This window comes from Streptomyces triticisoli, from assembly GCF_003270085.1.
In the GTDB taxonomy this organism is placed as follows: domain Bacteria; phylum Actinomycetota; class Actinomycetes; order Streptomycetales; family Streptomycetaceae; genus Streptomyces; species Streptomyces triticisoli.
Genome location: NZ_QFDQ01000116.1, coordinates 40,937 through 65,076, shown reverse-complemented (window position 1 = coordinate 65,076; position 24,140 = coordinate 40,937). Strand labels below are relative to the sequence as shown.

Annotated in this window: 23 protein-coding genes and 1 tRNA gene; 12 read left to right on the top strand and 12 right to left on the bottom strand. The window is 69.7% G+C overall.

What is annotated here, in order from left to right; translation table 11 throughout:
* Positions 1-5: 5 nt before the first annotated feature.
* Entirely contained in the window at positions 6-1,289 is a 1,284-nt protein-coding gene (locus DEP02_RS17800) for a polysaccharide deacetylase family protein (protein ID WP_112468528.1), read from the bottom strand.
* 411 nt (positions 1,290-1,700) lie between these two features.
* Between DEP02_RS17800 and acs the strand changes: the two genes are divergently transcribed.
* The 5 genes from acs (at position 1,701) to DEP02_RS34805 (ending at position 7,347) form a co-directional block, all read left to right on the top strand.
* Positions 1,701-3,665, top strand: a complete 1,965-nt coding sequence (gene acs / locus DEP02_RS17795; RefSeq protein WP_112468526.1) for an acetate--CoA ligase — start codon at positions 1,701-1,703, stop codon at positions 3,663-3,665.
* A 211-nt stretch (positions 3,666-3,876) separates the two neighbouring features.
* Positions 3,877-5,316, top strand: coding sequence for a Na+/H+ antiporter NhaA (gene nhaA, locus DEP02_RS17790; RefSeq protein ID WP_112468524.1), 1,440 nt, complete (start codon positions 3,877-3,879; stop codon positions 5,314-5,316).
* A gap of 148 nt (positions 5,317-5,464) precedes the next feature.
* A complete protein-coding gene (locus DEP02_RS17785) occupies positions 5,465-5,959 on the top strand; it encodes a phage holin family protein (RefSeq protein WP_112468522.1) in 495 nt (164 codons plus the stop codon).
* Positions 5,956-6,906: an alpha/beta fold hydrolase gene (locus DEP02_RS17780; RefSeq protein WP_112468520.1), complete on the top strand. Its 951-nt coding sequence runs from the start codon at positions 5,956-5,958 to the stop codon at positions 6,904-6,906. The genes DEP02_RS17785 and DEP02_RS17780 overlap by 4 nt, the downstream gene beginning before the upstream one ends.
* A 261-nt stretch (positions 6,907-7,167) precedes the next feature.
* Positions 7,168-7,347 (top strand): hypothetical protein, encoded by a 180-nt coding sequence (locus tag DEP02_RS34805; protein WP_111003710.1) that lies wholly within the window; start codon positions 7,168-7,170, stop codon positions 7,345-7,347.
* A 21-nt stretch (positions 7,348-7,368) separates the two neighbouring features.
* On the opposite strand, the gene DEP02_RS17770 is transcribed toward DEP02_RS34805, so the two are convergent.
* The 3 genes from DEP02_RS17770 to nth all read right to left on the bottom strand — a co-directional run bounded on the left by DEP02_RS17770 (position 7,369) and on the right by nth (position 10,415).
* Positions 7,369-8,568: a MarP family serine protease gene (locus tag DEP02_RS17770; protein WP_112468542.1), complete on the bottom strand. Its 1,200-nt coding sequence runs from the start codon at positions 8,566-8,568 to the stop codon at positions 7,369-7,371.
* 73 nt (positions 8,569-8,641) lie between these two features.
* Positions 8,642-9,349, bottom strand: coding sequence for an NUDIX hydrolase (locus DEP02_RS17765; RefSeq protein ID WP_112468540.1), 708 nt, complete (start codon positions 9,347-9,349; stop codon positions 8,642-8,644).
* Positions 9,350-9,488: 139 nt separating this feature from the next.
* Positions 9,489-10,415: an endonuclease III gene (gene nth, locus DEP02_RS17760; RefSeq protein WP_112468518.1), complete on the bottom strand. Its 927-nt coding sequence runs from the start codon at positions 10,413-10,415 to the stop codon at positions 9,489-9,491.
* Between the two features lie 335 nt (positions 10,416-10,750).
* Here nth and DEP02_RS17755 point away from each other — a divergent pair, with 335 nt between their 5' ends.
* Positions 10,751-11,425, top strand: coding sequence for a Crp/Fnr family transcriptional regulator (locus tag DEP02_RS17755; RefSeq protein WP_073947085.1), 675 nt, complete (start codon positions 10,751-10,753; stop codon positions 11,423-11,425).
* A 100-nt stretch (positions 11,426-11,525) separates the two neighbouring features.
* On the opposite strand, the gene DEP02_RS17750 is transcribed toward DEP02_RS17755, so the two are convergent.
* From DEP02_RS17750 to sp36, 4 genes are all read right to left on the bottom strand, one after another.
* A complete protein-coding gene (locus tag DEP02_RS17750; RefSeq protein WP_112468516.1) occupies positions 11,526-12,356 on the bottom strand; it encodes an MBL fold metallo-hydrolase in 831 nt (276 codons plus the stop codon).
* A 43-nt stretch (positions 12,357-12,399) separates the two neighbouring features.
* On the bottom strand, positions 12,400-13,269 hold the full coding sequence (locus DEP02_RS17745; protein ID WP_112468513.1) for an NUDIX hydrolase: 870 nt from the start codon (positions 13,267-13,269) through the stop codon (positions 12,400-12,402).
* Between the two features lie 111 nt (positions 13,270-13,380).
* A complete protein-coding gene (locus tag DEP02_RS17740; RefSeq protein WP_112468511.1) occupies positions 13,381-13,845 on the bottom strand; it encodes a RidA family protein in 465 nt (154 codons plus the stop codon).
* Positions 13,842-14,003, bottom strand: coding sequence for a Sp36 family protein (sp36, locus tag DEP02_RS33165; RefSeq protein WP_117434527.1), 162 nt, complete (start codon positions 14,001-14,003; stop codon positions 13,842-13,844). Before sp36 ends, DEP02_RS17740 begins: the two co-directional genes overlap by 4 nt.
* A 107-nt stretch (positions 14,004-14,110) precedes the next feature.
* Here sp36 and bagA point away from each other — a divergent pair, with 107 nt between their 5' ends.
* Both bagA and bagB read left to right on the top strand, forming a co-directional pair.
* The gene (gene bagA / locus DEP02_RS17735; protein WP_112468509.1) at positions 14,111-15,088 is read left to right on the top strand and encodes an ATPase BagA; all 978 of its coding nucleotides are present in this window, start codon (positions 14,111-14,113) and stop codon (positions 15,086-15,088) included.
* Positions 15,085-16,536 (top strand): ATPase BagB, encoded by a 1,452-nt coding sequence (gene bagB / locus DEP02_RS17730; RefSeq protein WP_112468507.1) that lies wholly within the window; start codon positions 15,085-15,087, stop codon positions 16,534-16,536. The genes bagA and bagB overlap by 4 nt, the downstream gene beginning before the upstream one ends.
* A gap of 55 nt (positions 16,537-16,591) precedes the next feature.
* Here the strand turns inward: bagB and DEP02_RS17725 are convergent, their stop codons facing one another.
* Entirely contained in the window at positions 16,592-16,930 is a 339-nt protein-coding gene (locus DEP02_RS17725) for a WhiB family transcriptional regulator (RefSeq protein WP_198668476.1), read from the bottom strand.
* Positions 16,931-17,380: 450 nt separating this feature from the next.
* Between DEP02_RS17725 and DEP02_RS17715 the strand changes: the two genes are divergently transcribed.
* On the top strand, positions 17,381-19,678 hold the full coding sequence (locus DEP02_RS17715) for a transglycosylase domain-containing protein (protein ID WP_112468503.1): 2,298 nt from the start codon (positions 17,381-17,383) through the stop codon (positions 19,676-19,678).
* Between the two features lie 112 nt (positions 19,679-19,790).
* Here DEP02_RS17715 and DEP02_RS17710 read toward each other — a convergent pair whose 3' ends face one another.
* Complete coding sequence (locus tag DEP02_RS17710; protein ID WP_112468500.1) at positions 19,791-20,255, bottom strand: GatB/YqeY domain-containing protein; 465 nt, start codon at positions 20,253-20,255, stop codon at positions 19,791-19,793.
* 151 nt (positions 20,256-20,406) lie between these two features.
* Here DEP02_RS17710 and DEP02_RS17705 point away from each other — a divergent pair, with 151 nt between their 5' ends.
* Together DEP02_RS17705 and DEP02_RS17700 are read left to right on the top strand one after the other, a co-directional pair.
* Positions 20,407-21,333, top strand: a complete 927-nt coding sequence (locus DEP02_RS17705) for a metallophosphoesterase (RefSeq protein ID WP_112468498.1) — start codon at positions 20,407-20,409, stop codon at positions 21,331-21,333.
* A 117-nt stretch (positions 21,334-21,450) separates the two neighbouring features.
* Positions 21,451-21,524, top strand: a tRNA-Pro gene (locus DEP02_RS17700).
* A 571-nt stretch (positions 21,525-22,095) separates the two neighbouring features.
* Here the strand turns inward: DEP02_RS17700 and DEP02_RS17690 are convergent.
* Together DEP02_RS17690 and DEP02_RS33530 are read right to left on the bottom strand one after the other, a co-directional pair.
* Entirely contained in the window at positions 22,096-22,920 is an 825-nt protein-coding gene (locus DEP02_RS17690; RefSeq protein ID WP_112468496.1) for a hypothetical protein, read from the bottom strand.
* A gap of 113 nt (positions 22,921-23,033) precedes the next feature.
* Positions 23,034-23,213 (bottom strand): hypothetical protein, encoded by a 180-nt coding sequence (locus DEP02_RS33530; RefSeq protein WP_157977475.1) that lies wholly within the window; start codon positions 23,211-23,213, stop codon positions 23,034-23,036.
* Positions 23,214-23,609: 396 nt separating this feature from the next.
* On the opposite strand from DEP02_RS33530, the gene DEP02_RS33525 reads away from it, so the two are divergent.
* Positions 23,610-24,053, top strand: a complete 444-nt coding sequence (locus DEP02_RS33525) for a hypothetical protein (RefSeq protein WP_157977474.1) — start codon at positions 23,610-23,612, stop codon at positions 24,051-24,053.
* Positions 24,054-24,140: the final 87 nt, after the last annotated feature.

Here is a 24,140-nt window from a genome sequence, read left to right as displayed (position 1 = left end):
AGGGCCTACGGTCTGGGTGCCCCGGGTACGCCCCTGGGGGCCGGGGCCGGGCGGCTCGAGAGGAAGGACGCCCAGCCCTGCCCGGGCGCCTCGCCGACCTCCAGCGTGCGCAGTTTCGCGAGGGTCTGCGGGTCCTGGGCGTCCAGCCAGTCGGCCAACTGGCGGAAGGAGACGCAGCGCACCTCGGGCTTGTTGCACACCTCCTTCACGACCTGCTCGACGGCGCGCATGTAGGTGCCGCCGTTCCAGGACTCGAAGTGGTTGCCGATGATCAGGGGGGCGCGGTTGCCGTCGTAGGCCCGGTGGAAGCCCTGGAGCAGGCCGTCGCGCATCTGGGCGCCCCAGTGGTCGAACTTGGCGGGGTCGCCCTGGGTCTGTGTACCGGACTGGTTGACCATGAAGTTGTAGTCCATGGCCAACTGCTCGAAGGTGTGCCCGGGGAAGGGCACCAGCTGCATCGACAGGTCCCACAGGCCCTCGCGCTTCTTCGGCCACACCTGGTTGTTGACACCGCTGCTGTCATAGCGGAAGCCCAACTGGCTCGCCGCCTTCATGAAGTTCTCCTGCCCCTCCAGGCAGGGGGTGCGGGCGCCGACGAGCTCCCTGTCGTAGTCGAAGGGCAGCGGGGCCGCGTCCTTCATGCCGGTGTTGGTCTTCCAGGTCTTCACGAACTGCTTGGCCTGGGCGATCTCGCTCTTCCACTCCTCGACCGACCACTGGCCGACGCCGCCGTCCGGGCCGCAGAAGTGGCCGTTGAAGTGCGTGCCGATCTCATTGCCCTCCAGCCACGCCAGACGGGCCTGCTTGACCGTGTCGGCGATGCCCTTCTCGTCGTTGAAGCCGATCTCGGAGCTGCCGGGGGCGTGCTGCGGCGGACGGTACAGGTCGCGCTTCTCCTTCGGCAGCAGGTAGACGCCGCTGAGGAAGTAGGTCATGGTCGCGTGATTCTCCCTGGCGACCTTGCGGAAGTGGGAGAACAGCTTCTGGCTGTCCTCCCCCGCCCCGTCCCAGGAGAACACGACGAACTGCGGGGGTTTCTCACCGGCCTCGAGCCGCTTCGGCCGCGGCAGATACGGCTGGGCCCCGGTGTACGCGGTGGACCCGTCGCCGATCAGACGAACGACACTCCCGGGCGCCGGCGCACCCTTGTGCGGAGCGCCCTGCACGCCCCCCTGTCCGGGCGCCTCGGGACCGCTGGGCGCCTCGGGGCCGCTCGCACAGCCGGCGAGCGACGAGGCACAGGCCGCGGCGACGGCGAAGCCCGCGGAGATCCTCTGGGTGGTGGCCATGTTCCGCCCACCTTCTTCCTTCTCTCGTCCAACGCCGAGACGGCGTGTGCTGGTGATGCGCCGGACATGCCGACGGCGCCGCCAAGGTCGCATAGACCGAAGGGTGAATTAGTACGACAAGCCGATGAAAAGCTAACTTCACTCATCGAGGTGATTCGCTACCCCATTCGCACTGGAAATCCATGAACGCGCTTTACCTGGCATTACCATTGCTTTACCTGATGGTGATTCCGTCCTTCCCTGCCGAGTCGACCGACAGTTCCACGACCGCGCCCGGGGGAGTGAACCCCCGGGGGTCGCCGTCCGTGACCCGTGAGTGAGCGGGTGCCAGGATGGGGGAGGGTTGACCGGCGCCCCCGGTGCTCGGAGAATCGGGCCCGGAATGGTCTAAACCAGTTGGGACGGTGTGTGATGGCAGACAACGAGCGTTCTTCACTCTCCAACCTCTTGAAGGAGGAACGACGCTTCGCGCCGCCCGCTGACCTGGCCGCGAACGCCAATGTCACGGCTGAGGCGTATGAACGGGCCGAGGCCGACACTCTCGGCTTCTGGGCCGAGCAGGCCCGTCGGCTGACCTGGGCCAAGGAACCGACCGAGACGCTCGACTGGTCGAACCCGCCGTTCGCCAAGTGGTTCAAGGACGGCACGCTCAACGTGGCGTACAACTGCGTGGACCGGCACGTCGAGGCGGGGCACGGCGACCGCGTCGCGATCCACTTCGAGGGCGAGCCCGGCGACAGCCGCGCCATCACCTACGCCGAACTCAAGGACGAGGTCTCCAGGGCCGCGAACGCGCTGATCGAACTGGGGGTCCGCAAGGGCGACCGGGTGGCGGTCTACATGCCGATGATCCCGGAGACGGCGGTCGCCATGCTGGCCTGCGCCAGGATCGGTGCCACGCACTCCGTGGTCTTCGGCGGCTTCTCCTCGGACGCGCTCGCCACCCGTATCAAGGACGCCGACGCCAGGGTCGTGATCACGGCCGACGGCGGATACCGGCGCGGCAAGCCCTCCGCGCTCAAGCCGGCCGTGGACGAGGCGATCGGCCGTGTGGACAACGTCGACCACGTGGTCGTGGTCCGCCGCACCGGGCAGGAGGTCGCCTGGACCGAGGGCCGGGACGCGTGGTGGCACGAGCTCGTCGGGCGGCAGCCGGCCGAGCACACCCCGGAGGCCTTCGAGGCCGAGCACCCGCTGTTCATCCTCTACACCTCGGGCACGACCGGGAAGCCCAAGGGCATCCTGCACACCTCCGGCGGCTTCCTCACCCAGACGGCGTACACGCACTGGGCCGTCTTCGACCTCAAGCCGGAGACCGACATCTTCTGGTGCACCGCCGACGTCGGCTGGGTCACCGGCCACTCGTACATCGTGTACGGACCGCTGGCCAACGGCGCGACGCAGGTGATGTACGAGGGCACGCCCGACACCCCGCACCAGGGCCGCTTCTGGGAGATCGTGCAGAAGTACGGCGTGACGATCCTCTACACGGCGCCGACCGCGATCCGTACGTTCATGAAGTGGGGCGACGAGATCCCCGCGAAGTTCGACCTGTCCTCCCTGCGCATCCTCGGCTCGGTCGGCGAGCCGATCAACCCCGAGGCGTGGATCTGGTACCGCAAGAACATCGGCGGCGACCGCACCCCGGTGGTGGACACGTGGTGGCAGACGGAGACCGGCGCGATCATGATCTCCCCGCTGCCGGGCGTGACCGAGGCCAAGCCCGGCTCGGCCCAGCGGTCACTGCCCGGCATCTCGGCCACAGTGGTGGACGACGAGGGGAACGAGGTGCCCCACGGCGGCGGTGGCTACCTGGTGCTCACCGAGCCGTGGCCGTCGATGCTGCGCACCATCTGGGGCGACGACCAGCGGTTCATCGACACCTACTGGTCGCGCTTCCCGGGCCGGTACTTCGCCGGTGACGGGGCCAAGAAGGACCACGACGGCGACATCTGGCTGCTCGGCCGCGTCGACGACGTGATGCTCGTCTCCGGGCACAACATCTCCACCACCGAGGTCGAGTCCGCCCTCGTCTCCCACCCGTCGGTCGCCGAGGCTGCCGTGGTCGGCGCGACGGACGAGACGACCGGGCAGGCGATCGTCGCCTTCGTGATCCTGCGCGGCACGGTCACTGAGACCGAGACCCTGGTCGGCGAGTTGCGCGACCACGTGGGCTCCACGCTCGGCCCGATCGCCAAGCCCAAGCGGATCCTGCCGGTGGCGGAGCTGCCGAAGACCCGTTCCGGGAAGATCATGCGACGGCTGCTGCGTGACGTGGCGGAGAACCGGCAGCTCGGAGACGTCACGACGCTGACCGACTCCACCGTCATGGACCTCATCCAGGCCAAGCTCCCCGCGACACCGAGCGAGGACTGAGCAAGGACTGAGCAAGGACTGGGTACGGCCGTGAGGGGCACTCGGCGGCACACACGCCGGGTGCCCCTTCGCGCGCCCTGCCGGGGGGCGTCGCACCCGCCCGCCGCACTTTAGGTAGGCTAAGGAAAGCAGCACAACAGAAAAGATCCTCAGGTGCGCCGGGAAGTCTGGTCGGCATGTGTTTTGTCCTGCCCACCGACCGGAGGTTTCCGTGACCGCGCCCCGCACCAAGTCCGCACGCAAGTTCCTGGGACGTCTGTCCCTGCCCGAGCGGAACTTCGTCGCGGACGCCCTGCGCACCGAGACCGTCGGCGGCATGCTGCTGCTCCTCGCCGCGGTCACCGCCCTCCTCTGGGCGAACATCCCCGCGTTGCACACCAGCTACGAGAGCGTCAGTCACTTCCGCCTCGGCCCCGCCTCCCTCGGCCTGGACCTCTCCGTGGCGCACTGGGCCGCCGACGGACTGCTCGCGATCTTCTTCTTCGTCGCCGGGGCCGAACTCAAGCGAGAACTGGTCGCCGGTGACCTGAAGGACCCCAGAGCCGCGGCCCTGCCGGTGATCGCCGCGGTGTGCGGCATGGTGGCGCCCGCGGCCGTCTATGTCGCGGCCAACCTGATCGGGGGAGGTTCGCTCGCCGGCTGGGCGGTGCCGACCGCGACCGACATCGCCTTCGCGCTCGCCGTGCTCGCGGTCATCGGGACGTCCCTGCCCAGCGCCCTGCGCGCCTTCCTGCTGACGCTCGCCGTCGTGGACGACCTGTTCGCGATCCTGATCATCGCCGTCTTCTTCACCAGCGACCTGAACTTCGCCGCCCTCGCCGGGGCGGTGGCCGGCCTGGCCGTCTTCTGGCTGCTGCTGCGCAAGGGCGTGCGCGGGTGGTACGTGTACATCCCGCTCGCCCTGGTGATCTGGGCGTTGATGTACAACAGCGGCGTGCACGCCACCATCGCGGGCGTCGCGATGGGCCTGATGCTGCGCTGCACCCCCCGCGAGGGCGAGGATGCCTCCCCCGGCGAGCGCATCGAGCACGTCGTACGGCCCCTGTCGGCAGGCCTCGCCGTGCCGCTGTTCGCCCTGTTCAGCGCGGGCGTCTCCGTCTCGGGCGGGGCACTGACGGATGTGTTCACCAAGCCCGAGACCCTCGGTGTCGTCCTCGGACTCGTCGTCGGCAAGATGTTCGGCATCTTCGGCGGGACCTGGCTCACCGCCCGCTTCACAAAGGCCTCGCTCAGCGAGGACCTGGCCTGGGCCGACGTGTTCGCGGTGGCCACGCTCGCCGGGATCGGCTTCACCGTGTCCCTGCTGATCGGCGAACTGGCCTTCGACGGCGACGCCACGCTCACCGACGAGGTCAAGGCCGCCGTCCTCACCGGCTCCCTCATCGCGGCGGCACTGGCGACCGTCCTGCTGAAGATACGCAACGCCCGGTACCGCAGGCTGTACGAGGCCGAGGAGCGGGACGAGGACCTCGACGGCATCCCGGACGTCTACGAGCAGGACGACCCGGCGTACCACCTGCGCATGGCCGAGATCCTGGAGCGCAAGGCCGCCGAACACCGCCGGCTCGCCGAAGTCAAGGAGACCGAACGGGCCGGACGGCTTGCCGAAGTACCGGGCGGGGCAGGCGAGGAGAACGACAGTCCGGCATGATCTGACGGGACGGTACAAAAGACAGGACCGTTCCCAGTCGGGCAGAAGTCAGGCAGCAGTCGAAGCGCGGCAGAACACGACAGAAGCCGGACAGAAGCCGGACGGACGCACGGCAGAGTTCTCAGTCAGGCAGGAGAGGGAGACCGCGATGAGCGCACCCGACGGCAGCCCGGTCGGCGCCGAACGCAGCATCGGCCAGCTGTTCGCCTCGGCGACCACCGAATTGTCGGCGCTGGTGCACGACGAGATCGCGCTGGCCAAGGCCCAGCTGAGGCAGGACGCCAAGCGCGGCGCGGCCAGCGGCACCGTGTTCGCCCTGGCAGGCGCGATCCTGCTGTTCTCCCTGCCGATGCTCAACTTCGCGCTGGCGTACGGCATCCGGACCTGGAGCGGCTGGAACCTCGCGGTCTGCTTCCTGCTGTCCTTCGCGGCCAACGTCCTGATCGCCGGCGTACTGGGCCTGATCGGCCTGGCGTTCGCGAAGAAGGCCAAGAAGAGCAAGGGCCCGCAGAAGGTCGCCGCGTCCATGAAGGAGACGGCCGGCGTGCTGCAGAAGGCCAAGCCGCACCCGCGCCCCGAGCCGCCCGCCCTGGAGGACCGCTCCCCCGCGGCCATCGAGGCTGTGGCACGCTCGTCCTCATGACGGAGCCCGCCACCCCTTCGGCGCAATCGACGTCGGTCGTACGGATCGACGTTCCCGGCGACAGAAAGGTGACGCACCGGGACGTCGCCGCCAACGGCGCCCGCTTCCACATCGCCGAACTCGGCGACGGGCCGCTGGTGCTGCTGCTGCACGGCTTCCCGCAGTTCTGGTGGACCTGGCGGCACCAGTTGACCGCCCTCGCCGACGCGGGCTTCCGCGCCGTGGCGATGGATCTGCGGGGCGTGGGCGGCAGCGACCGTACGCCCCGCGGCTACGACCCGGCCAACCTCGCCCTCGACATCACCGGCGTCATCCGCTCGCTCGGCGAGCCGGACGCCGCGCTGGTCGGCCACGGCCTCGGCGGCTATCTGGCGTGGACGGCGGCCACGATGCGCCCCAAGCTCGTACGGCGACTCGCGGTCGCCTCGATGCCGCACCCGCGGCGCTGGCGCTCGGCGATGCTCGCGGACGTCCGGCAGACGGCGGCGAGTTCGTACATCTGGGGGTTCCAGCGGCCCTGGATCCCCGAGCGGCAGCTCACCGCCGACGACGGCGCCCTGGTGGCCCGTCTGATACGGGACTGGTCGGGGCCGCGGCTGCCGGACGACGAGGCGGTGGAGAGGTACCGCCGCGCCATGTGCATCCCCTCCACCGCGCACTGCTCGATCGAGCCGTACCGCTGGCTGGTGCGCTCCCTGGGCCGCCCCGACGGCATCCAGTTCTACCGCCGCATGAAGCGGGCCGTACGCGTCCCGACGCTGCACCTGCACGGCTCCCTGGACCCCGTCCAGCGCACCCGCAGCGCGGCCGGATCGGGCGAGTACGTCGAGGCGCCCTACCGCTGGCGCCTGTTCGACGGTCTCGGACACTTCCCGCACGAGGAGGACCCGGTGGCTTTTTCGGCGGAACTGGTCAACTGGCTGCAGGATCCCGAGCCGGACCGGTGAGACGAGGCCGCGCCGCGGCCGGCCGGGGGTCCGGGGGGCGACCCCCGGGACAGCACAGCCCGCACGAGGAGGACCCGGTGGCCTTCTCGGCCGAACCGGTCAACTGGCTGAAAGACCCCGAGCCCGACCGGTGACCCGGCCATCGCGCCCGGTATCCGAACGGGAACACCTGTCCTACGAACGGCCAATTGCCCGGCGCATAGGCCAATTGGGGCTGCCGCGGGCGGTTATCGACCATGGGGCGGGGGCAGAGGTCCGAGTATGGGCTGGACGCACGACTACAGTGACGTAGCACGCACCCGCCGTTCGGCGAGCGGTCCGGGCTCCCCGCATCGGGATGCCCCGCAACTGGCGAGCACGGACCCCCGGGTGGGCATTCCACGCATCCTGCGCCGCCGCGCCCGCTGGGTGTCGGTGCGTCTGCGTCACCCACGCGGCTGACCCGTTACGGGTCCACCCGGCCTACAGTGCGCAGTTGTCGCTGCCCACCTGCTGAATCGCGGTACGCCCCTGGGCGATGTCCTGCCGGATCTCGTCCACCGTGAGCGCGTAACCGGTGTCGGCGTCGTCGAGGGACTTGGCGAACACCACGCCGTACACCTTGCCGTCGGGCGTGAGCAGCGGGCCGCCGGAGTTGCCCTGACGGACGGTCGCGTACAGCGAGTAGACGTCACGGCGGATGGTGCCGCGGTGGTAGATGTCCGGGCCGTTGGCCGCGATGCGCCCGCGTACCCGTGCGGCACGGACGTCGTAGGGCCCGTTCTCCGGGAAGCCGGCGACGATGGCGCTGTCACCGCTGTGCGCGTCCGTGTCCGTGAACTGCAGGGCGGGCGCCTTGAGGTCCGGCACGTCGAGCACGGCGATGTCGCGGCGCCAGTCGTACAGGACGACGGTGGCGTCGTACTTCCTGCCCTCGCCGCCTATCTGGACGGTGGGCTCGTCGACGCCCCCGACGACGTGCGCGTTGGTCATGACACGGCGTTCTCCGAAGACGAAGCCGGTGCCCTCGAGGACCTTGCCGCAGCTGCGCGCGGTGCCCATGACCTTGACGACGGACTGCTTGGCGCGCAGGGCGACGGCGCTGTCGGCCAGGGCCGGGTCCGGGGGCCGTACGTCGGTGATGGGCTCGTCGGCGAACGGGCTGAAGACCTGTGGGAAGCCGTTCTGCTCGAGGGCCGAGGTGAAGTGCGTGAACCAGTTGTCGGCCTGGTCGGGCAGCACGTCGGAGATCCCGATGAGCACCTTGGAGTTGCGGACCTCCTTGCCGATGGTCGGTATCGTCGTACGGCCCAGGAGGGAGCCGATCAGCCAGGCGACGAAGAGCAGGGCGGCGACGTTGACCAGGACGCCGCCGGTGGCGTCCAGGGCGCGGGCCGGGGACCAGGTGATGTAGACCCGCAGCTTGCTGCCGAGATGCGTGGTCAGGGCCTGGCCGACCGAGGCGCAGACGACCACGACGATGACCGCGACGGCCGCCGCGGCGGTGCCGACGGGTGTGTTGTCCGTCAGGACGTCCCAGATGACTGGGAGCGCGTACACGGCGACGAGTCCGCCGCCCAGGAAGCCGACCACCGACAGGACGCCGACGACGAATCCCTGACGGAAGCCCACGACCGCGAACCACGCGGCGGCGATCAGCAGCAGGATGTCCAGCACGTTCACCGCGTCGAGCCTCGCCTCATCATGTTCCGATCGCCGCAGGCCGGCCGGGGACCCGGCGGCGGTGCCCACCCTGTCATGACCGCCAGTCGAGCGGGACCTGCTTGGCGCGGTCCCAGGGCCGCTCCCAGCCGGCGTAGTGGAGGAGACGGTCGATGACCCCGGCGGTGAACCCCCACACCAGGGCCGATTCGACCAGGAATGCCGGACCCCGGTGGCCGCTGGGGTGGACGGTCGTGGCCCGGTTGTCCGGGTCCGTGAGATCCGCCACCGGGACGGTGAAGACGCGGGCGGTCTCCGCCGGGTCGACGACGCCGACCGGGCTGGGCTCGCGCCACCAGCCGAGCACGGGGGTGACTACGAATTCGCTGACCGGGATGTACAGCCGGGGCAGCGCGCCGAACAGCTGGACGCCGCCCGGGTCGAGCCCGGTCTCCTCCTCGGCCTCGCGCAGCGCGGCCCGCAGCGGGCCCTCGCCCTGCGGGTCGCCGTCCTCCGGGTCGAGGGCACCGCCGGGGAAGGACGGCTGGCCGGCGTGTGAGCGCAGGGAGCTCGCACGCTCCATGAGCAGCAGCTCGGGCCCACACTCGCCCTGCCCGAAGAGGACCAGGACGGCGGACTGGCGCCCCGCGCCGTTCTCCGGTGGCAGGAAGCGGCTCAGCTGGACGGGCTGGACCGTCTCGACGACCCGCACAACCGGCTGCAGCCAGCCCGGCAGCCCCTCCGTACTGAGCCCCGCGGAGCCGCCCCGCGTGCCGCTCGCCGTCTCACTCGCCCGCGTCATCGCCACCCCCGTACCCGTCGCCGTCGTCCGGTCCCGTGGTCCGCACTCGTCGCCGTCCACCCGCCGTCCTGTCGTGTCCAACGCCCGACGGCACCGAGATCATTCCGCCCGCCGCGGGTCCGTGCGGGCCCCGTCGGCGTCATCCCGCCCCCAGCGGCGGTGCCGGCCTGCCGCCCGCGTCCAGGTAGGACTGCGGGGGCTTGAGGCGCTGGCCCGGGAAGCCACCCTTCTCGTACTTGAGCAGTTTCTTCGCCTTCTCCGGGTCCGTCTCGCCCTCGCCGTACGCAGGGCACAACGGGGCGATCGGGCAGGCGCCGCACGCGGGCTTGCGGGCGTGGCAGATACGGCGGCCGTGGAAGATCACGTGGTGCGAGAGCATCGTCCAGTCGCTCTTGGGGAAGAGCGCGCCGACAGCGGCCTCGATCTTGTCGGGATCGGTCTCCTCGGTCCACTGCCAGCGCCGCACCAGCCGCTGGAAGTGCGTGTCCACGGTGATGCCGGGGCGGCCGAAGGCGTTGCCGAGGACCACGAAGGCGGTCTTGCGGCCGACGCCGGGCAGCTTGACGAGGTCCTCGAGCCGGCCCGGGACCTCGCCGCCGAACTCCTCCACCAGCACCTTGGACAGGCCCATGACCGACTTGGTCTTGGCCCGGAAGAAGCCGGTGGGCCGCAGGATCTCCTCGACCTCCTCCGGGTTGGCGGTGGCGAGGTCTTCGGGGGTGGGGTACTTGGCGAACAGCGCGGGTGTCGTCTGGTTGACCCTCAGGTCCGTGGTCTGGGCGGACAGGACCGTGGCGACCAGCAGCTGGAAGGGGTTCTCGAAGTCCAGTTCGGGGTGGGCGTAGGGGTACACCTCGGCGAGCTCGCGGTTGATCCGGCGGGCGCGGCGGACCAGGGCGGTGCGCGACTCGTTCCGCGGCGGCTTCGGGGCGACGGTCTTCGCGGACGGAGCCTTCTTGACGGTGGCAGTGGCCTTCTTCGGCGCGACGGTCACCTTCTTGGGAGGCGCGGCCTTCTCCGCGGAGGCCTTCTGCGCGGAGGCCTTCTTCGCGGAGGCCTTTTTCACAGGAGCCCTTTCCGCCGCTTCTGCCGCATTCGTTCCATCGTCGGGCTCTTGTTCGCCCAAGGCGGAACTTTGATGTACAACCACCCGCGCAGCCCCCTCGACCTGTGCTCTCACCGGCGACTTGGACACCCGGCCAGCCTAGAGCCCGGCACCGACATCCGCCCCGGAGCCCGGGGATCGGGCCCCGATTGGCCCCCTGCCGCGTACCCCGGGACACCTGTGCGGCATCCTTGTGACAGATCACACTGTTTGGACCGTCCGGCAAAATGGGGAACACGGACCCCTGGCACACAGGGGTGCAGACTCCCCTGAGCAGGTCGACAAGGAGAGAACTCGTGGACGACGTTCTGCGGCGCAATCCGCTCTTCGCGGCGCTCGACGACGAGCAGGCCGCGGAGCTCCGCGCCTCCATGACGGAGGTGACCCTCGCACGTGGCGACTCGTTGTTCCACGAGGGCGACCCGGGCGACCGTCTCTACGTGGTCACCGAGGGCAAGGTCAAGCTGCACCGCACGTCCCCGGACGGACGCGAGAACATGCTGGCCGTCGTGGGCCCCGGCGAGCTCATCGGCGAGCTGTCGCTGTTCGATCCGGGCCCGCGCACCGCGACCGCGACCGCGCTGACCGAGGTCAAGCTGCTGGCCCTGGGCCACGGCGACCTCCAGCCCTGGCTCAACGCCCGGCCCGAGGTGGCCGGCGCCCTGCTGCGCGCCGTCGCCCGGCGCCTGCGCAAGACCAACGACCAGATGTCCGACCTGGTCTTCTCCGATGTGCCGGGCCGTGTCGCCCGCGCCCTGCTGGATCTCTCCCGCCGCTTCGGCGTGCAGTCCGAGGAGGGCATCCACGTCGTCCACGACCTCACCCAGGAGGAGCTGGCCCAGCTGGTCGGCGCCTCCCGCGAGACCGTGAACAAGGCCCTGGCCGACTTCGCCCAGCGCGGCTGGCTCCGCCTGGAGGCCCGCGCGGTGATCCTGCTGGACGTGGAGCGCCTCGCGAAGCGCTCGCGCTGACGGCGGCCGTACGGCGTACTTCGACGGGCCCCGTCCCCTTGGTGGGACGGGGCCCGTTTCCGTGCCGCCGGAGGAGCCCGTGCTCCTCCGGATCAGCCCGTCAGATGAGCCCGTGCTCCTCCAGGTAGTCCAGCTGGGCCCGTACCGACAGCTCCGCCGCCGGCCACAGGGTGCGGTCCACGTCGGCGTACACGTGGGCGACGACCTCGGACGGGGTGCGGTGGCCGTTCTCGACGGCCGTTTCGATCTGGGCGAGCCGGTGGGCGCGGTGGGCGAGGTAGTACTCGACGGCGCCCTGGGCGTCCTCCAGGACGGGGCCGTGGCCTGGCAGGACCGTATGGACGCCGTCGTCGACCGTGAGGGACCTCAGGCGCCGCAGGGAGTCCAGGTAGTCGCCCAGGCGGCCGTCGGGGTGCGCCACGACCGTCGTGCCGCGGCCCAGGATCGTGTCGCCGGTGAGGACCGCCCGGTCGGCCGGGAGGTGGAAGCAGAGGGAGTCGGAGGTGTGCCCGGGGGTCGGTACGACCCTCAGCTCCAGACCGCCCACCTTGATCACGTCCCCGGCGCCCAGGCCCTCGTCGCCCAGCCGCAGGGCCGGATCGAGCGCACGCACACGCGTGCGGGTCAGCTCGGCGAAGCGGGCGGCGCCCTCCGCGTGGTCGGGGTGGCCGTGCGTCAGCAGGGTCAGCGCGACGCGCTTGCCCGCCCTCTCCGCCATGTCGACCACGTTGGTCAGATGGCCCTCGTCCAGCGGCCCCGGGTCGATCACCACGGCCAGGTCGGAGTCCGGCTCCGAGACGATCCAGGTGTTGGTGCCGTCCAGGGTCATGGGGGACGCGTTGGGCGCGAGGACGTTGACGGCCCGCGCGGTGGCGGGACCGGTGAGGACACTGCCCCGGGGCTGCCCGGGGAGCGCTGCTGCGTCCGTCATGCGAAGAGACCTTCCTGGACGTCTGCCGTGCGGGATCCGCGGCTCACGCGGGAGCCGCCCCGATCGGGATGTGCTGGGTGAACTCGTCGTGGCCCGGCCAGGACAGGACGATCCCGTCGTCCGCCAGGCGGGCCTGCGCGAGGACGGGGGCAAGGTCGCGTTCCCGCGCGGCCGTGAGCGCCCCGGCCGGGCTGCCGCAGGGGATCAGCTGGCGCAGGGTGGCGATGGTGGGCGGCATCATCAGCAGCTCACCCTTGTCGTACGCGGCCGCCGCGTCCTCGGGGCGGATCCACACCGTACGGTCGGCCTCCGTGGAGGCGTTCCGGGTGCGCTGGCCCTCGGGGAGCGCGGCCACGAAGAACCAGGTGTCGTAGCGGCGGGCCTCGAACTCCGGGGTGATCCAGCGTGTCCAGGCGCCCAGCAGGTCCGAGCGCAGCACCAGGCCCCGGCGGTCCAGGAAGTCCGCGAAGGACAGCTCACGGGCGACCAGGGCGGCACGGTCGGCCTCCCAGTTTGCGCCCGTGGTGTCGCCGACGACCGAGTCGGCGTCGGGTCCGGCGAGCAGGACGCCGGCCTCCTCGTACGTCTCCCGGACGGCCGCGCAGACGATCGCCTGGGCCGCGCTCTCGTCGACGCCGAGCCGGCCGGCCCACCACGCGCGCGTGGGACCCGCCCAGCGGACCAGGTGGTCGTCGTCACGGGGGTCGACGCCACCGCCCGGGTAGGCGTACGCGCCTCCGGCGAAGGCCATGGAGGCGCGTCTGCGCAGCATGTGCACGGCGGGACCGGCGTCGGTGTCCTTCAGGAGCATCACGGTGGCCGCGCGCTTCGGCGTGACCGGGACGAGGGTGCCGTCCGCGAACGCGCGGATGCGTTCCGGCCAGTCCGGGGGAAACCACTGCCCATTCGCCATGGGCGGAGGCTATCCCGTGGTGGGCGAATGTTCGAGAGGGGTCCCGAGGTCAGGGCCTGTTCCGGGCCCTGCCGAGCCTCGCCGGTCCCTGCCGGGTCCTGACGGCGGGGCCTACGGCTCCAGCTCGACCTGGATCTCCACCTCCACGGGCGCGTCCAGCGGCAGTACCGCCACGCCGACCGCACTGCGCGCGTGCACGCCCTTGTCGCCGAGGACCTCGGCCAGCAGCTCGCTGGCACCGTTGACGACACCCGGCTGGCCGGTGAAGTCCGGGGCGGAGGCGACGAAGCCCACGACCTTCACCACACGCGCGACACGGTCCAGGTCGCCCGCGGCGGACTTGACGGCGGCGAGGGCGTTCAGCGCGCAGATACGCGCCAGGTCCTTGGCCTCCTCCGGGGTGACCTCGTGGCCGACCTTGCCGGTGACCTGCAGCTTGCCGTCCACCATCGGCAGCTGGCCGGCGGTGTAGACGTACACGCCGGAGCGCACGGCCGGCTGGTAGGCGGCCAGCGGCGGCACGACCTCCGGCAGCGTCAGGCCCAGTTCGGCCAGCTTCGCCTCGACCGCGCTCATCCCTGCTTCTCCCGCTTCAGGTAGGCCACCAGCTGCTCCTGGTTCGGCCCGGGCACGACCTGGACGAGCTCCCAGCCGTCCTCGCCCCAGGTGTCCAGGATCTGCTTCGTGGCGTGGATGAGCAGCGGCACGGTCGCGTATTCCCACTTCTTGGTCATGTGGCCGACTGTAGCCCCTGCCGGACGCCCGGCATGCGGCCGACCACGACAGCGGTTGTCCACAGCCTCCCGCGTGTGAGGAGGGCGGACTGGTTAGGCTCGAAGACGTGAGCAGGCTCCAGGTCGTCAGCGGCAAGGGCGGGACCGGAAAGACGACGGTCGCCGCCGCTCTCGCGCTGGCCCTGGCCACGGCGGGGAAGCGGACGCTCCTCGTCGAGGTCGAGGGCCGGCAGGGCATCGCACAACTCTTCGAAACGGAGGCGCTGCCCTATGAAGAACGGAAGATCGCGGTCGCTCCCGGGGGCGGGGAGGTGTACGCGCTCGCCATCGACCCCGAGCAGGCCTTGCTGGACTACCTTCAGATGTTCTACAAGCTGGGCAGTGCCGGCCGGGCCCTGAAGAAGCTCGGCGCCATCGACTTCGCCACCACCATCGCGCCCGGACTCAGGGACGTCCTGCTGACCGGCAAGGCGTGCGAGGCGGTACGGCGCAAGGACCGCGGCGGACGGTTCGTCTACGACTACGTCGTCATGGACGCGCCGCCCACCGGGCGCATCACCCGCTTCCTCAACGTCAACGACGAGGTGGCGGGCCTGGCGAAGATCGGCCCGATACACAATCAGGCCCAGGCGGTGATGCGGGTGCTGAAGTCGGCCGAGACGGCCGTGCACCTGGTGACGCTGCTGGAGGAGATGCCCGTCCAGGAGACGGTCGACGGCATCGCCGAACTGCGCGCCGCCCGGCTGCCGGTGGGCCGGGCCATCGTCAACATGGTGCGTCCGCAGGTGTTGGACGCGGAAGACCTGGAACTCGTACGGACCGTTCCGCGCACCGCCCTCGCCCGGTCGCTGTCCTCCGCCGGACTCGGCGGCGCGCGGCGCGGCGGGAACGCCGAGCGGCTGGTGGAACCGCTGCTGGAGCAGGCCGAGGAGTACGCCGAGCGGTACGCGCTGGAGCAGGAGCAGCGGTCCGTGCTGGGCGAGCTGGGTCTGCCGCTGCACGAACTGCCACTGCTCGCCGAGGGCATGGACCTGGCGGGCCTGTACGAACTGGCGACCGAGCTGCGGAAGCAGGGGATGTCATGAGCCCGGACCCGGCACAGGCACATGAGACGTCACGCACGCACGACGGCTCCCGTGCGCACGACGGCCCACGCGCGCACGAGAGCGCCCGTCGCCTCGCACCCGCGCGCATGCTCGACATCGACCCGCTGCTCGACGACCCCAAGACCCGGATCGTGGTGTGCTGCGGCTCGGGCGGGGTCGGCAAGACGACCACCGCCGCCGCACTCGGACTGCGCGCCGCCGAACGGGGCCGCAAGGTGGTCGTCCTGACCATCGACCCGGCCCGCCGGCTCGCCCAGTCCATGGGCATCGACTCGCTCGACAACGTGCCGCGCCGGGTCAAGGGAACAGAGGGTGATGGCGAGCTGCACGCCATGATGCTCGACATGAAGCGCACCTTCGACGAGGTCGTCGAGGCGCACGCGGACTCCGAGCGGGCGGCCGCGATCCTGGCCAACCCCTTCTACCAGTCGCTCTCCGCGGGCTTCGCCGGCACGCAGGAGTACATGGCCATGGAGAAGCTGGGCCAGCTGCGGGCCAAGGACGAGTGGGACCTCATCGTCGTCGACACCCCGCCGTCCCGCTCCGCACTGGACTTCCTGGACGCCCCCAAGCGGCTCGGCTCCTTCCTCGACGGCCGGCTGATCCGGCTGCTGACGGCCCCGGCGAAGCTGGGCGGGCGCGCGGGCATGGCGTTCCTGAACGTCGGGATGTCGATGATGACCGGCACGCTCGGCAAGCTGCTGGGCGGTCAGCTGCTCAAGGACGTCCAGACGTTCGTGGCCGCGATGGACACCACCTTCGGCGGTTTCCGCACGCGCGCGGACGCCACGTACAAGCTGCTGCAGGCGCCCGGGACAGCGTTCCTGGTGGTCGCGGCCCCGGAGCGCGACGCGCTGCGCGAGGCCGCGTACTTCGTGGAGCGACTGGCCGCGGAGAGGATGCCCCTGGCCGGTCTGGTGCTCAACCGGGTGCACGGCAGCGGCGCCGGCCAGCTGTCGGCCGAGCGGGCGCTGGCCGCCGCGGAAAATCTTGAGGAATCCCGCATTGTGGATCAGGAGGACGGGAAAGGATTTCGTAACTCTCCCGACACGTACGGCAGTTCAGACTCTCCCGCTTCTCATCCCGATCCCGGTGCGCCTCGCGTCGACACCGACGCGCCCACCGGCACCGATGCACCCGCTTCCGACGGCTCCCCTGACTCCGACCCTGGCCCGGACGCCCCTGGCCCGGACCCGGACCCGTCCGTCGACCAGGTCACCGCGGGTCTGCTGAGGCTGCACGCCGAGCGCATGCGGCTGCTCTTCCGCGAGCAGCGCACGCGTGACCGCTTCACCGCCCTGCACCCCGAGGTGGCGGTGGCCGAAGTGGCCGCGCTCCCCGGCGATGTGCACGACCTCGCGGGGCTGCGGGACATCGGAAACCGGCTCGCGGACAACCGCCGCGAGCTACCCGAGCCGGGTGCCTGACGCACGCAGCCCAGGAGAATGCCTCAGCCCGCCCAGCCCGGCCCAGGGGGACGTCTCAGCCCACCGCCGCGTAGTTCTCGTACACCTGGTCACCTTCGAGGGGCACCATGCCCGCCCCACGCTCGTACTCCATGCGCGCCGTCTCCAGCAACCGGCGCCAGGACGTGACGGTCGGCCGCCGACGCAGCAGCGCACGGCGTTCACGCTCCGTCATGCCTCCCCAGACACCGAACTCCACGCGGTTGTCGAGCGCGTCGGCGAGACATTCAGTGCGAACCGGACACCCGGTGCACACCGCCTTGGCCCTGTTCTGCGCTGCTCCTTGAACGAACAGTTCATCCGGATCGGCAGTGCGGCAGGCCGCCTGCGCACTCCAGTCGGTTACCCAGCCCATACCGGCGCCGTCCTCTCCCGAATCGAGGCTCCCCCACGGCGACAGCGGCATATTCACCGCCGCCAGTTGAGGACGTTACGGAAGGTGGGCACGGCGCAACACCCCCAACGGGCCCAATCTTGAATGGTCCGAACGGACTATGGGGAAGCGGCAGATCACCCGGGGGAGTGAGCCGGCGACATATGCGACTTCACCGGCACCACGGGGCAATTACGGTGCTCCACAACGGACGCCAGGTGGCACACAAGGCGAATTCGGACACGCACCCCACACATCCTCGCAGCGCGCCCCGACACACCCCGGGACCACCTCGCCCAAAAAATCGAGCGGATCCGGAACGTTCCGAGGCCGCCGGACGTATTGATACGTAGCCGCACAGCTGTGACAGTGAGAGCAGCTTAGGCCAAGGCATATACGCGTGTCCGGCGAATGAGAACGTAGGCTGCCCTCATGCCAAAGAAGCGCTCGGGTGGAGGCCTGTCGCCCACGCAGCAGGCCGCCAAGTTCCTCGGTGTCAGTGTGCTCGCGGGAGTTGTGATGGCCGGTATCGCGCTGCCCGCGGCCGGCGCGCTGGGCCTTGCGGCCAAGGGATCGGTCGAGGGGTTCGACGAGATCCCGGCCAACCTCAAGCGTCCGCCGCTCAGCCAGCGCACCACGATCCTGGACAACCGCGGCGGCCAGATCGCCCAGGTCTACTCCCGCGACCGTACGGTGGTGGAGCTGAAGGACATCTCGCCGTACATGCAGAAGGCGATCGTCGCGATCGAGGACTCGCGCTTCTACGAGCACGGCGCGATCGACCTGAAGGGCGTGCTGCGCGCGCTCAACAAGAACGCGCAGAGCGGCGAAGTCACCCAGGGCGCCTCCACCCTCACCCAGCAGTACGTGAAGAACGTCTTCGTGGAGGAGGCCGGCGACGACCCGACGAAGGTCGCCCAGGCCACCCAGCAGACCCTCGGCCGCAAGATCAAGGAACTGAAGTACGCGATCCAGGTCGAGCAGGACCTGGGCAAGAAGAAGATCCTCGAGAACTACCTCAACATCACCTTCTTCGGCCAGCAGGCCTACGGCGTCGAGGCCGCCTCCCAGCGCTACTTCTCCAAGCACGCCAAGGACCTGACCCTCCCGGAGGCGGCGCTGCTGGCCGGCATCGTCCAGTCGCCGAGCCGCTACGCCCCGGCCAACGACACGGCGGAGGCCACCAAGCGGCGCAACGTCGTGCTGCAGCGGATGGCCGACGTCGGCGACGTCTCCCAGGCGGAGGCCGACAAGGCCAAGAAGGAGCCGCTGGGTCTGAAGATCACCCCGCCGCGCAACGGCTGCATCACGGCGGTCAAGGGCGCGGGCTTCTTCTGCGACTACGTCCGCAACGTGTTCCTGAACGACCCCGTCTTCGGCAAGACCAGGGCGGACCGGGCGAAGATCTGGAACCAGGGCGGTCTGACCATCCGTACGACGCTCGACCCGCGGGCGCAGCAGTCGGTGCAGAAGTCGATCCAGGACCACGTCAACCAGGGCGACGACGTGGCCACCGCCGCCACCATCGTCGAGCCCGGTACCGGCAAGATCCTCGCCATGGGCCAGTCCCGCCCGTACGGCTTCGGCAAGAACGAGACGCAGATCAACCTCTCCGTCGACCAGGCCATGGGCGGCGGCGCCGGCTACCAGCCCGGTTCGACGTTCAAGCCGATCGTCGCGGCCGCGGCCCTCGAGCGCGGGATGCCCCCGACGAAGACGTACGCCTCGCCGTACGAGATGGACTACCCGACCCCGGTCGCGGCCTGCGACGGCAAGACGTGGAACGAGCCGGGTGTCTCGCTCACGAACGAGAACGAGGCGGAGGTCGGCCCCTACGGCATGAAGGAGGCGACCGCGAAGTCGGTCAACACCTACTTCGTGGAGATGATCAGCGAGATCGGCATCTGCCCGGTGACGGAGATGGCCAAGAAGATGGGCGTCGAGCGGGCGGACGGCGAGAAGATGACCCAGTCTCCGGCCATCTCCCTCGGCTCCGAGGAGATGTCTCCGCTCACCATGGCGAACGGCTACGCCACCTTCGCCTCGCGCGGCACGCACTGCACTCCGGTCGCCATCGAGTCGATCAGCCGGCGCATCGGCGGCAAGACCAAGTCACTCGCGGTCCCGAAGACGACCTGCTCGCGCGCGATGTCGGAGAAGACCGCCGACACCATCAACACGCTCCTCAGGGGCGTGGTCGAGGACGGTACGGGCACGCAGGCCGGCCTCGGCAGCCGCCCCAGCGCCGGCAAGACCGGTACGACGGACTTCCGCTTCGCAGCCTGGTTCGTGGGCTACACGCCGAACATGGCCGGCGCGGTCTGGGTCGGCGACCCCGCGCACAAGCGGAAGATGATCAACATCTCGATCGGCGGTGTCTGGCACTCCAAGGTCTTCGGTGGCCAGGTCCCCGGCCCGATCTGGCGCGACATGATGAGCGGCGCGCTCGAGGGCAAGGACGCCCCGTCCTTCCACCTCGTGGACATCCCGGACCCGGAGAAGGACAAGAAGAAGGGCGACAGGGACCGGAACAAGAACAGGGGAAGGGACCGCGGGAACGGCGGTGACAACGGCGGGCTCATCGGCGGCCTGATCGGCGGCCCCGGCGGGAACGGCGGAAACAACGGCGGCGACCCCGCCCCGAACCCGTCCTTCTCCGTCCCGGAGGGCTTCCTCCAGGGCCAGGACGGCGGCCCGCGGGGCACCGGCAACGGGGGCCAGCGCGGCTGACGGGCCTGCCGGCCACCACGGCGGAAACAACTGCGAAGGGGCGCACGGCTGAAAGCCGGCGCCCCTTTCGTTGATCTGATCAGTTGCTGATCAGATGCTGCTCAGTCGCTTCTCAGCCGGCCAACAGCTTCTTGACCGCCGCGGCGACCCGGCCGCCCTCGGCCTGCCCCGCGACCTTGGGGTTCACGATCTTCATGACCGCCCCCATGGCCCGCGGCCCCTCGGCACCGGCCGCCCTGGCCTCCTCGACGGCCTGGGCGACGATCGCGTTCAGCTCCTCGTCGGACAGCTGCTTGGGCAGATAGGCGGCGAGCACCTCGCCCTCGGCCTTCTCCCGCTCGGCCGACTCCGTACGACCGCCCTGCGCGAAGGCCTCGGCCGCCTCCCGGCGCTTCTTGGCCTCCCTGGTGATCACCTTGAGGACCTCGTCGTCGGAGAGCTCGCGCTTCTCCTTGCCCGCGACCTCCTCCTTGGTGATCGCGGCAAGCGTCAGCCGGAGCGTCGAGGAGCGGAGCTCGTCGCGCTCCTTGATCGCGGCGTTGAGGTCATCGTGCAGCTTCGACTTGAGCGTGGTCATGAAGGTGATTGTCGCAGCTACGGCCCCGTACCCGCGCGTCAATTCACGGAGCGCGCCGGTACTCCGACTGCCGGGCCGGGCCCACGGGTTGGCTCCGCGGCCGGACCTCTGCTGATTTCGCTGCGGAGCACGGGCCTGAGACGATGGGCACATGCGCGCACGTTACGGAGTTCCCTTGGGCATCACGGCGGTTGCGGCCGCCGGCCTCCTCTACTCGGCGGGTTTCGAGGCCCGCTCCTTCCGCCTGCGACGGGTGACGGTCCCGGTCCTGCCCTCCGGCATGCGCCCCTTGCGCGTCCTGCAGATCTCCGACATCCACATGGTGAGCGGCCAGCGCAAGAAGCAGCGCTGGCTCCGCTCGCTGGCCGGCCTGCGCCCCGATTTCGTGATCAACACCGGCGACAACCTGTCGGACCCGGAGGGCGTACCGGAGGTCCTGGACGCCCTCGGCCCCCTGATGGAGTTCCCGGGCGCGTACGTCTTCGGCTCCAACGACTACTACGGCCCCAAGCTGCGCAACCCCGCCCGCTACCTGGTGGAGAAGGCGACCGGCCGCCACGGGCTGAACGGCAACCCGCCGGCCGTGGGGGCGATCCACAACCCGTGGGAGGACCTGCGCGACAACTTCGACGAGGCCGGCTGGCTCAACCTGACGAACACGCGCGGCACCCTCAAGGTCGAAGGCGTCTCGGTGGAGCTGACCGGCCTGGACGACCCGCACATCAAGCGGGACCGCTACGCGCAGGTCGCGGGCGGCCCCTCCGACACGGCGGACTTCTCGATGGGCGTGGTCCACGCCCCGTACCTGCGCGCCCTGGACGCCTTCACGGCCGACGCCTACCCCCTGATCCTGGCCGGCCACACCCACGGCGGCCAGCTCTGCATCCCCTTCTACGGCGCCCTGGTCACCAACTGCGACCTGGACACCGACCGGGTGAAGGGCCTGTCCACCCACACCTCCGAGGGCCGTACCTCCTACCTCCACGTCTCAGCCGGCTGCGGCACCAACCGCTACACCCCGGTCCGCTTCGCCTGCCCCCCGGAGGCGACACTGCTGACGCTGGTGGGCCGGGAGTAACCCCACACCTCCACTGCCCGTCCCACCCCGGTTCGCCGCCACCCCACCAAAACCGGATTTCGCCTCCAGCCGCCAGTGGGCTAAAGTAATCGTCGTCGCCGCGACAAGCAGCGACACCGGGGTGTGGCGCAGCTTGGCAGCGCGCTTCGTTCGGGACGAAGAGGTCGTGGGTTCAAATCCCGCCACCCCGACAGTGAAGTACCCGGTCAGGGGCCTGATCCAGTGAGTGGATCAGGCCCCTGAGTGGTTCCTGGAGATCGTTTGGGAGAAATCTGGGAGAAGATCTTGGACGGGGTCTCCCCGCGGGCAGCAGCCGCACCCACCTGATCGCCGCGTCACCGCACCCCTCTCATGTGCGCGTTCGTGAACTGGGCGCCATGCGCTCCAGGTCTCCGTGGGCACTGTGCCCCAGGGGCTGTGCCCCAGGGCCGGCCAGACTCCCTCGAACAGGGCCCTGCGCCGGCTTGGGTCGCCGCGCGGGACGTCGTACGCCCCGGACCTGGGCATCTCGGCCCCCTGTGCGAGGAAGCGACGGCTCTTCCAGCCACTGTCCGCCTTCTGCTGCGCACGCCCCGTCCGGATGAGGCCATAACCGGCCTGGCGGTCCAGGTGGTTGTCGGTGAGGAAGTACGTCCAGCGGGGCTCTTCTTGGCGGCCGTCCCGGCTTGCGATCAGTTCGCGGGCGGAGTCGCGGGTGTGGGCGAAGTCGTTGTCACGGCCGACGGCGGCGTACGCGTGGGCGGGGCGTCACGGAAGACACCGTCAGAAACGTGTGAGCTCGTAGAGCTTCTGGCCGTTGGTCGAGTAGACGAGTGCGTGGTCGGCCGAGGTGAACTCGACCTTGTAGCTCGCCTCATTGGGAGTCTGGATCACCGTGAGGTCGTAACGGTTGTCGGAGTCCGGCCGGGCCGAGATGGCGCACTGCATCGGGCCGCCGATGTCGAGCGGAGCGCCGTTGTCGTAGTAGAAGCCCTTGCACTGACCATTTTCACCAAAGATCTTGGTGCTGGTGCCGTCCGACGAAGTCCAAGTGCCGACCATCTTTGATGAAGCAACCTGAGCACTGTCCGAATGGCTGATGAAGTACCAGACAGCGGCGCCGGCGATGAGTAAAACCGCGAGGGCAGCGAACACTGCTGCCGGACTCCGCCGGATGTTCTTGACCACATTTTTGATCTTGTTGTTGTTTCCTACGTTCGCGAATCCGTTGCCGGTGAAGTTCCCCAGGTAGTTACCCGAGTTGTTTCCCGAGCTGTAGTTCGACACCGAATGCACCCCCTCCTTCTCCGCGTCCGTCAGGATCTCCCGCAGTTCTGTCGCGAACGCCACATCGCGGTCGGCCCTCGCCCGGAGAGCGGCCTCGGCACGCGACCGGGTGTCGGGGGAAGCATCCCCCTCACGCTGCGCTTCCAGCACCAGCTGCCGGATCGCCGGATCCGCACCGAGTGTGGAGTTCACCAACAGATAGAGTCGCTGCACGATCAACTTTCCCGCGTAGTCGGCCAGCCCGTCGACCTCTTTGCCTGCCTGCCGAGCTTTGTTCACGGCCCACATGACCAACATGCCGACTACGACTTCCATCTCCATGCGCTGCCCTTCTGTGCCTGTCCTGTCCTCGGGGCTGGCCGACCGCTCGTGGCAGGGGTGGGTCGCCGGTCGACGGGGTGATCCGTGGGTGAACTCTTGGCGGGGAGAAACGCTTACCGGTTCTGTTCCCGGTCGCTGATCTTCTTTCCCAGGATTGCGGCCAGGACGCCGGCCATCGCCAGCACGCCGTAGGTGAGGAACAGGGCTGCACTGGTGGTGCCGACGGCCAGCAGTATGGCCATGATCACGAAGAGGACCGTTCCCACTGCTGTGAGCGCTTTACCGTTCTCCATGCCGTCCCCCTCGTTGGACTGTTCCGACGCCTTCTTCGAAGACGTCGAAGTGTTGGACAAGCTAGCAACCCCGGTTCGACGCGCGAGTGGTTTTCCCGATATAACGCCAGTAGTTGCCATGTTGTGACCCGGCTCCCAGGCCGGATTCCCGGAATCACCGCGCGGAGCGGCGACGATGGGTAACCGGCACCTTCCCCGCACTCACTCCACAGGCCGCAGTTCCAGCCCGGATCCACCGGCTTACTTCGCGAGTGATCGTTTTCGGTGGTCGGGGTAACACGTCTGGCGGCGGGCACGGAGTGGCCGCTGGTCTGCCCAGCTTTTCCACATGTCCGCAGCTCTCGGGCCTCGGCGGGCGGGTTGGATACGACCTGGTCAGGCCGGTTGGGGCGGGGTGTGCGCGGTGCCGAAGAGGGCTTCGAAGACGTCGCGCGGGAGTGGATGGTGCCGGCAATCATTCCGCAGGCGCGGGTCGGGCCGAAGGCGAGAGCGGCCGGCGCGAGCCAGGCGGAGTTCGCCTGGAAGCTGCCCGAGGGGGCGTGCACGAACGGCCCGTTCTTCAGTTCCACGGATCATCTGTTCCACGATCGCGTGCTGCGGGTGACCACGCTCGGCGGCGATCAGGGCGACGCCCTCGACGTCACCGGCCTCCAGCTCCGCCGTGATCGCGGCCGACAGAGCGGTGAGATCCTCGAACGTCAGGGAGGCGCCGGGCAGACGTCGGAAATCCCGCACCTTCAGGCTGACGCCGCTCATGGCCAGGACAGTCACCGCGACCAGCAAGCTCGTGGCCCGACAGCGCGGGTACGACGCCTCCGGTGGTGGGATCCGTGGTCATGACGATCGTGCCACCGAGGGAGCCGAGGGAGAAGACCGCCACGTTCCTGACCGACGTCTTCATGTTCCTGCCCCTGTCCGGACCTCGCC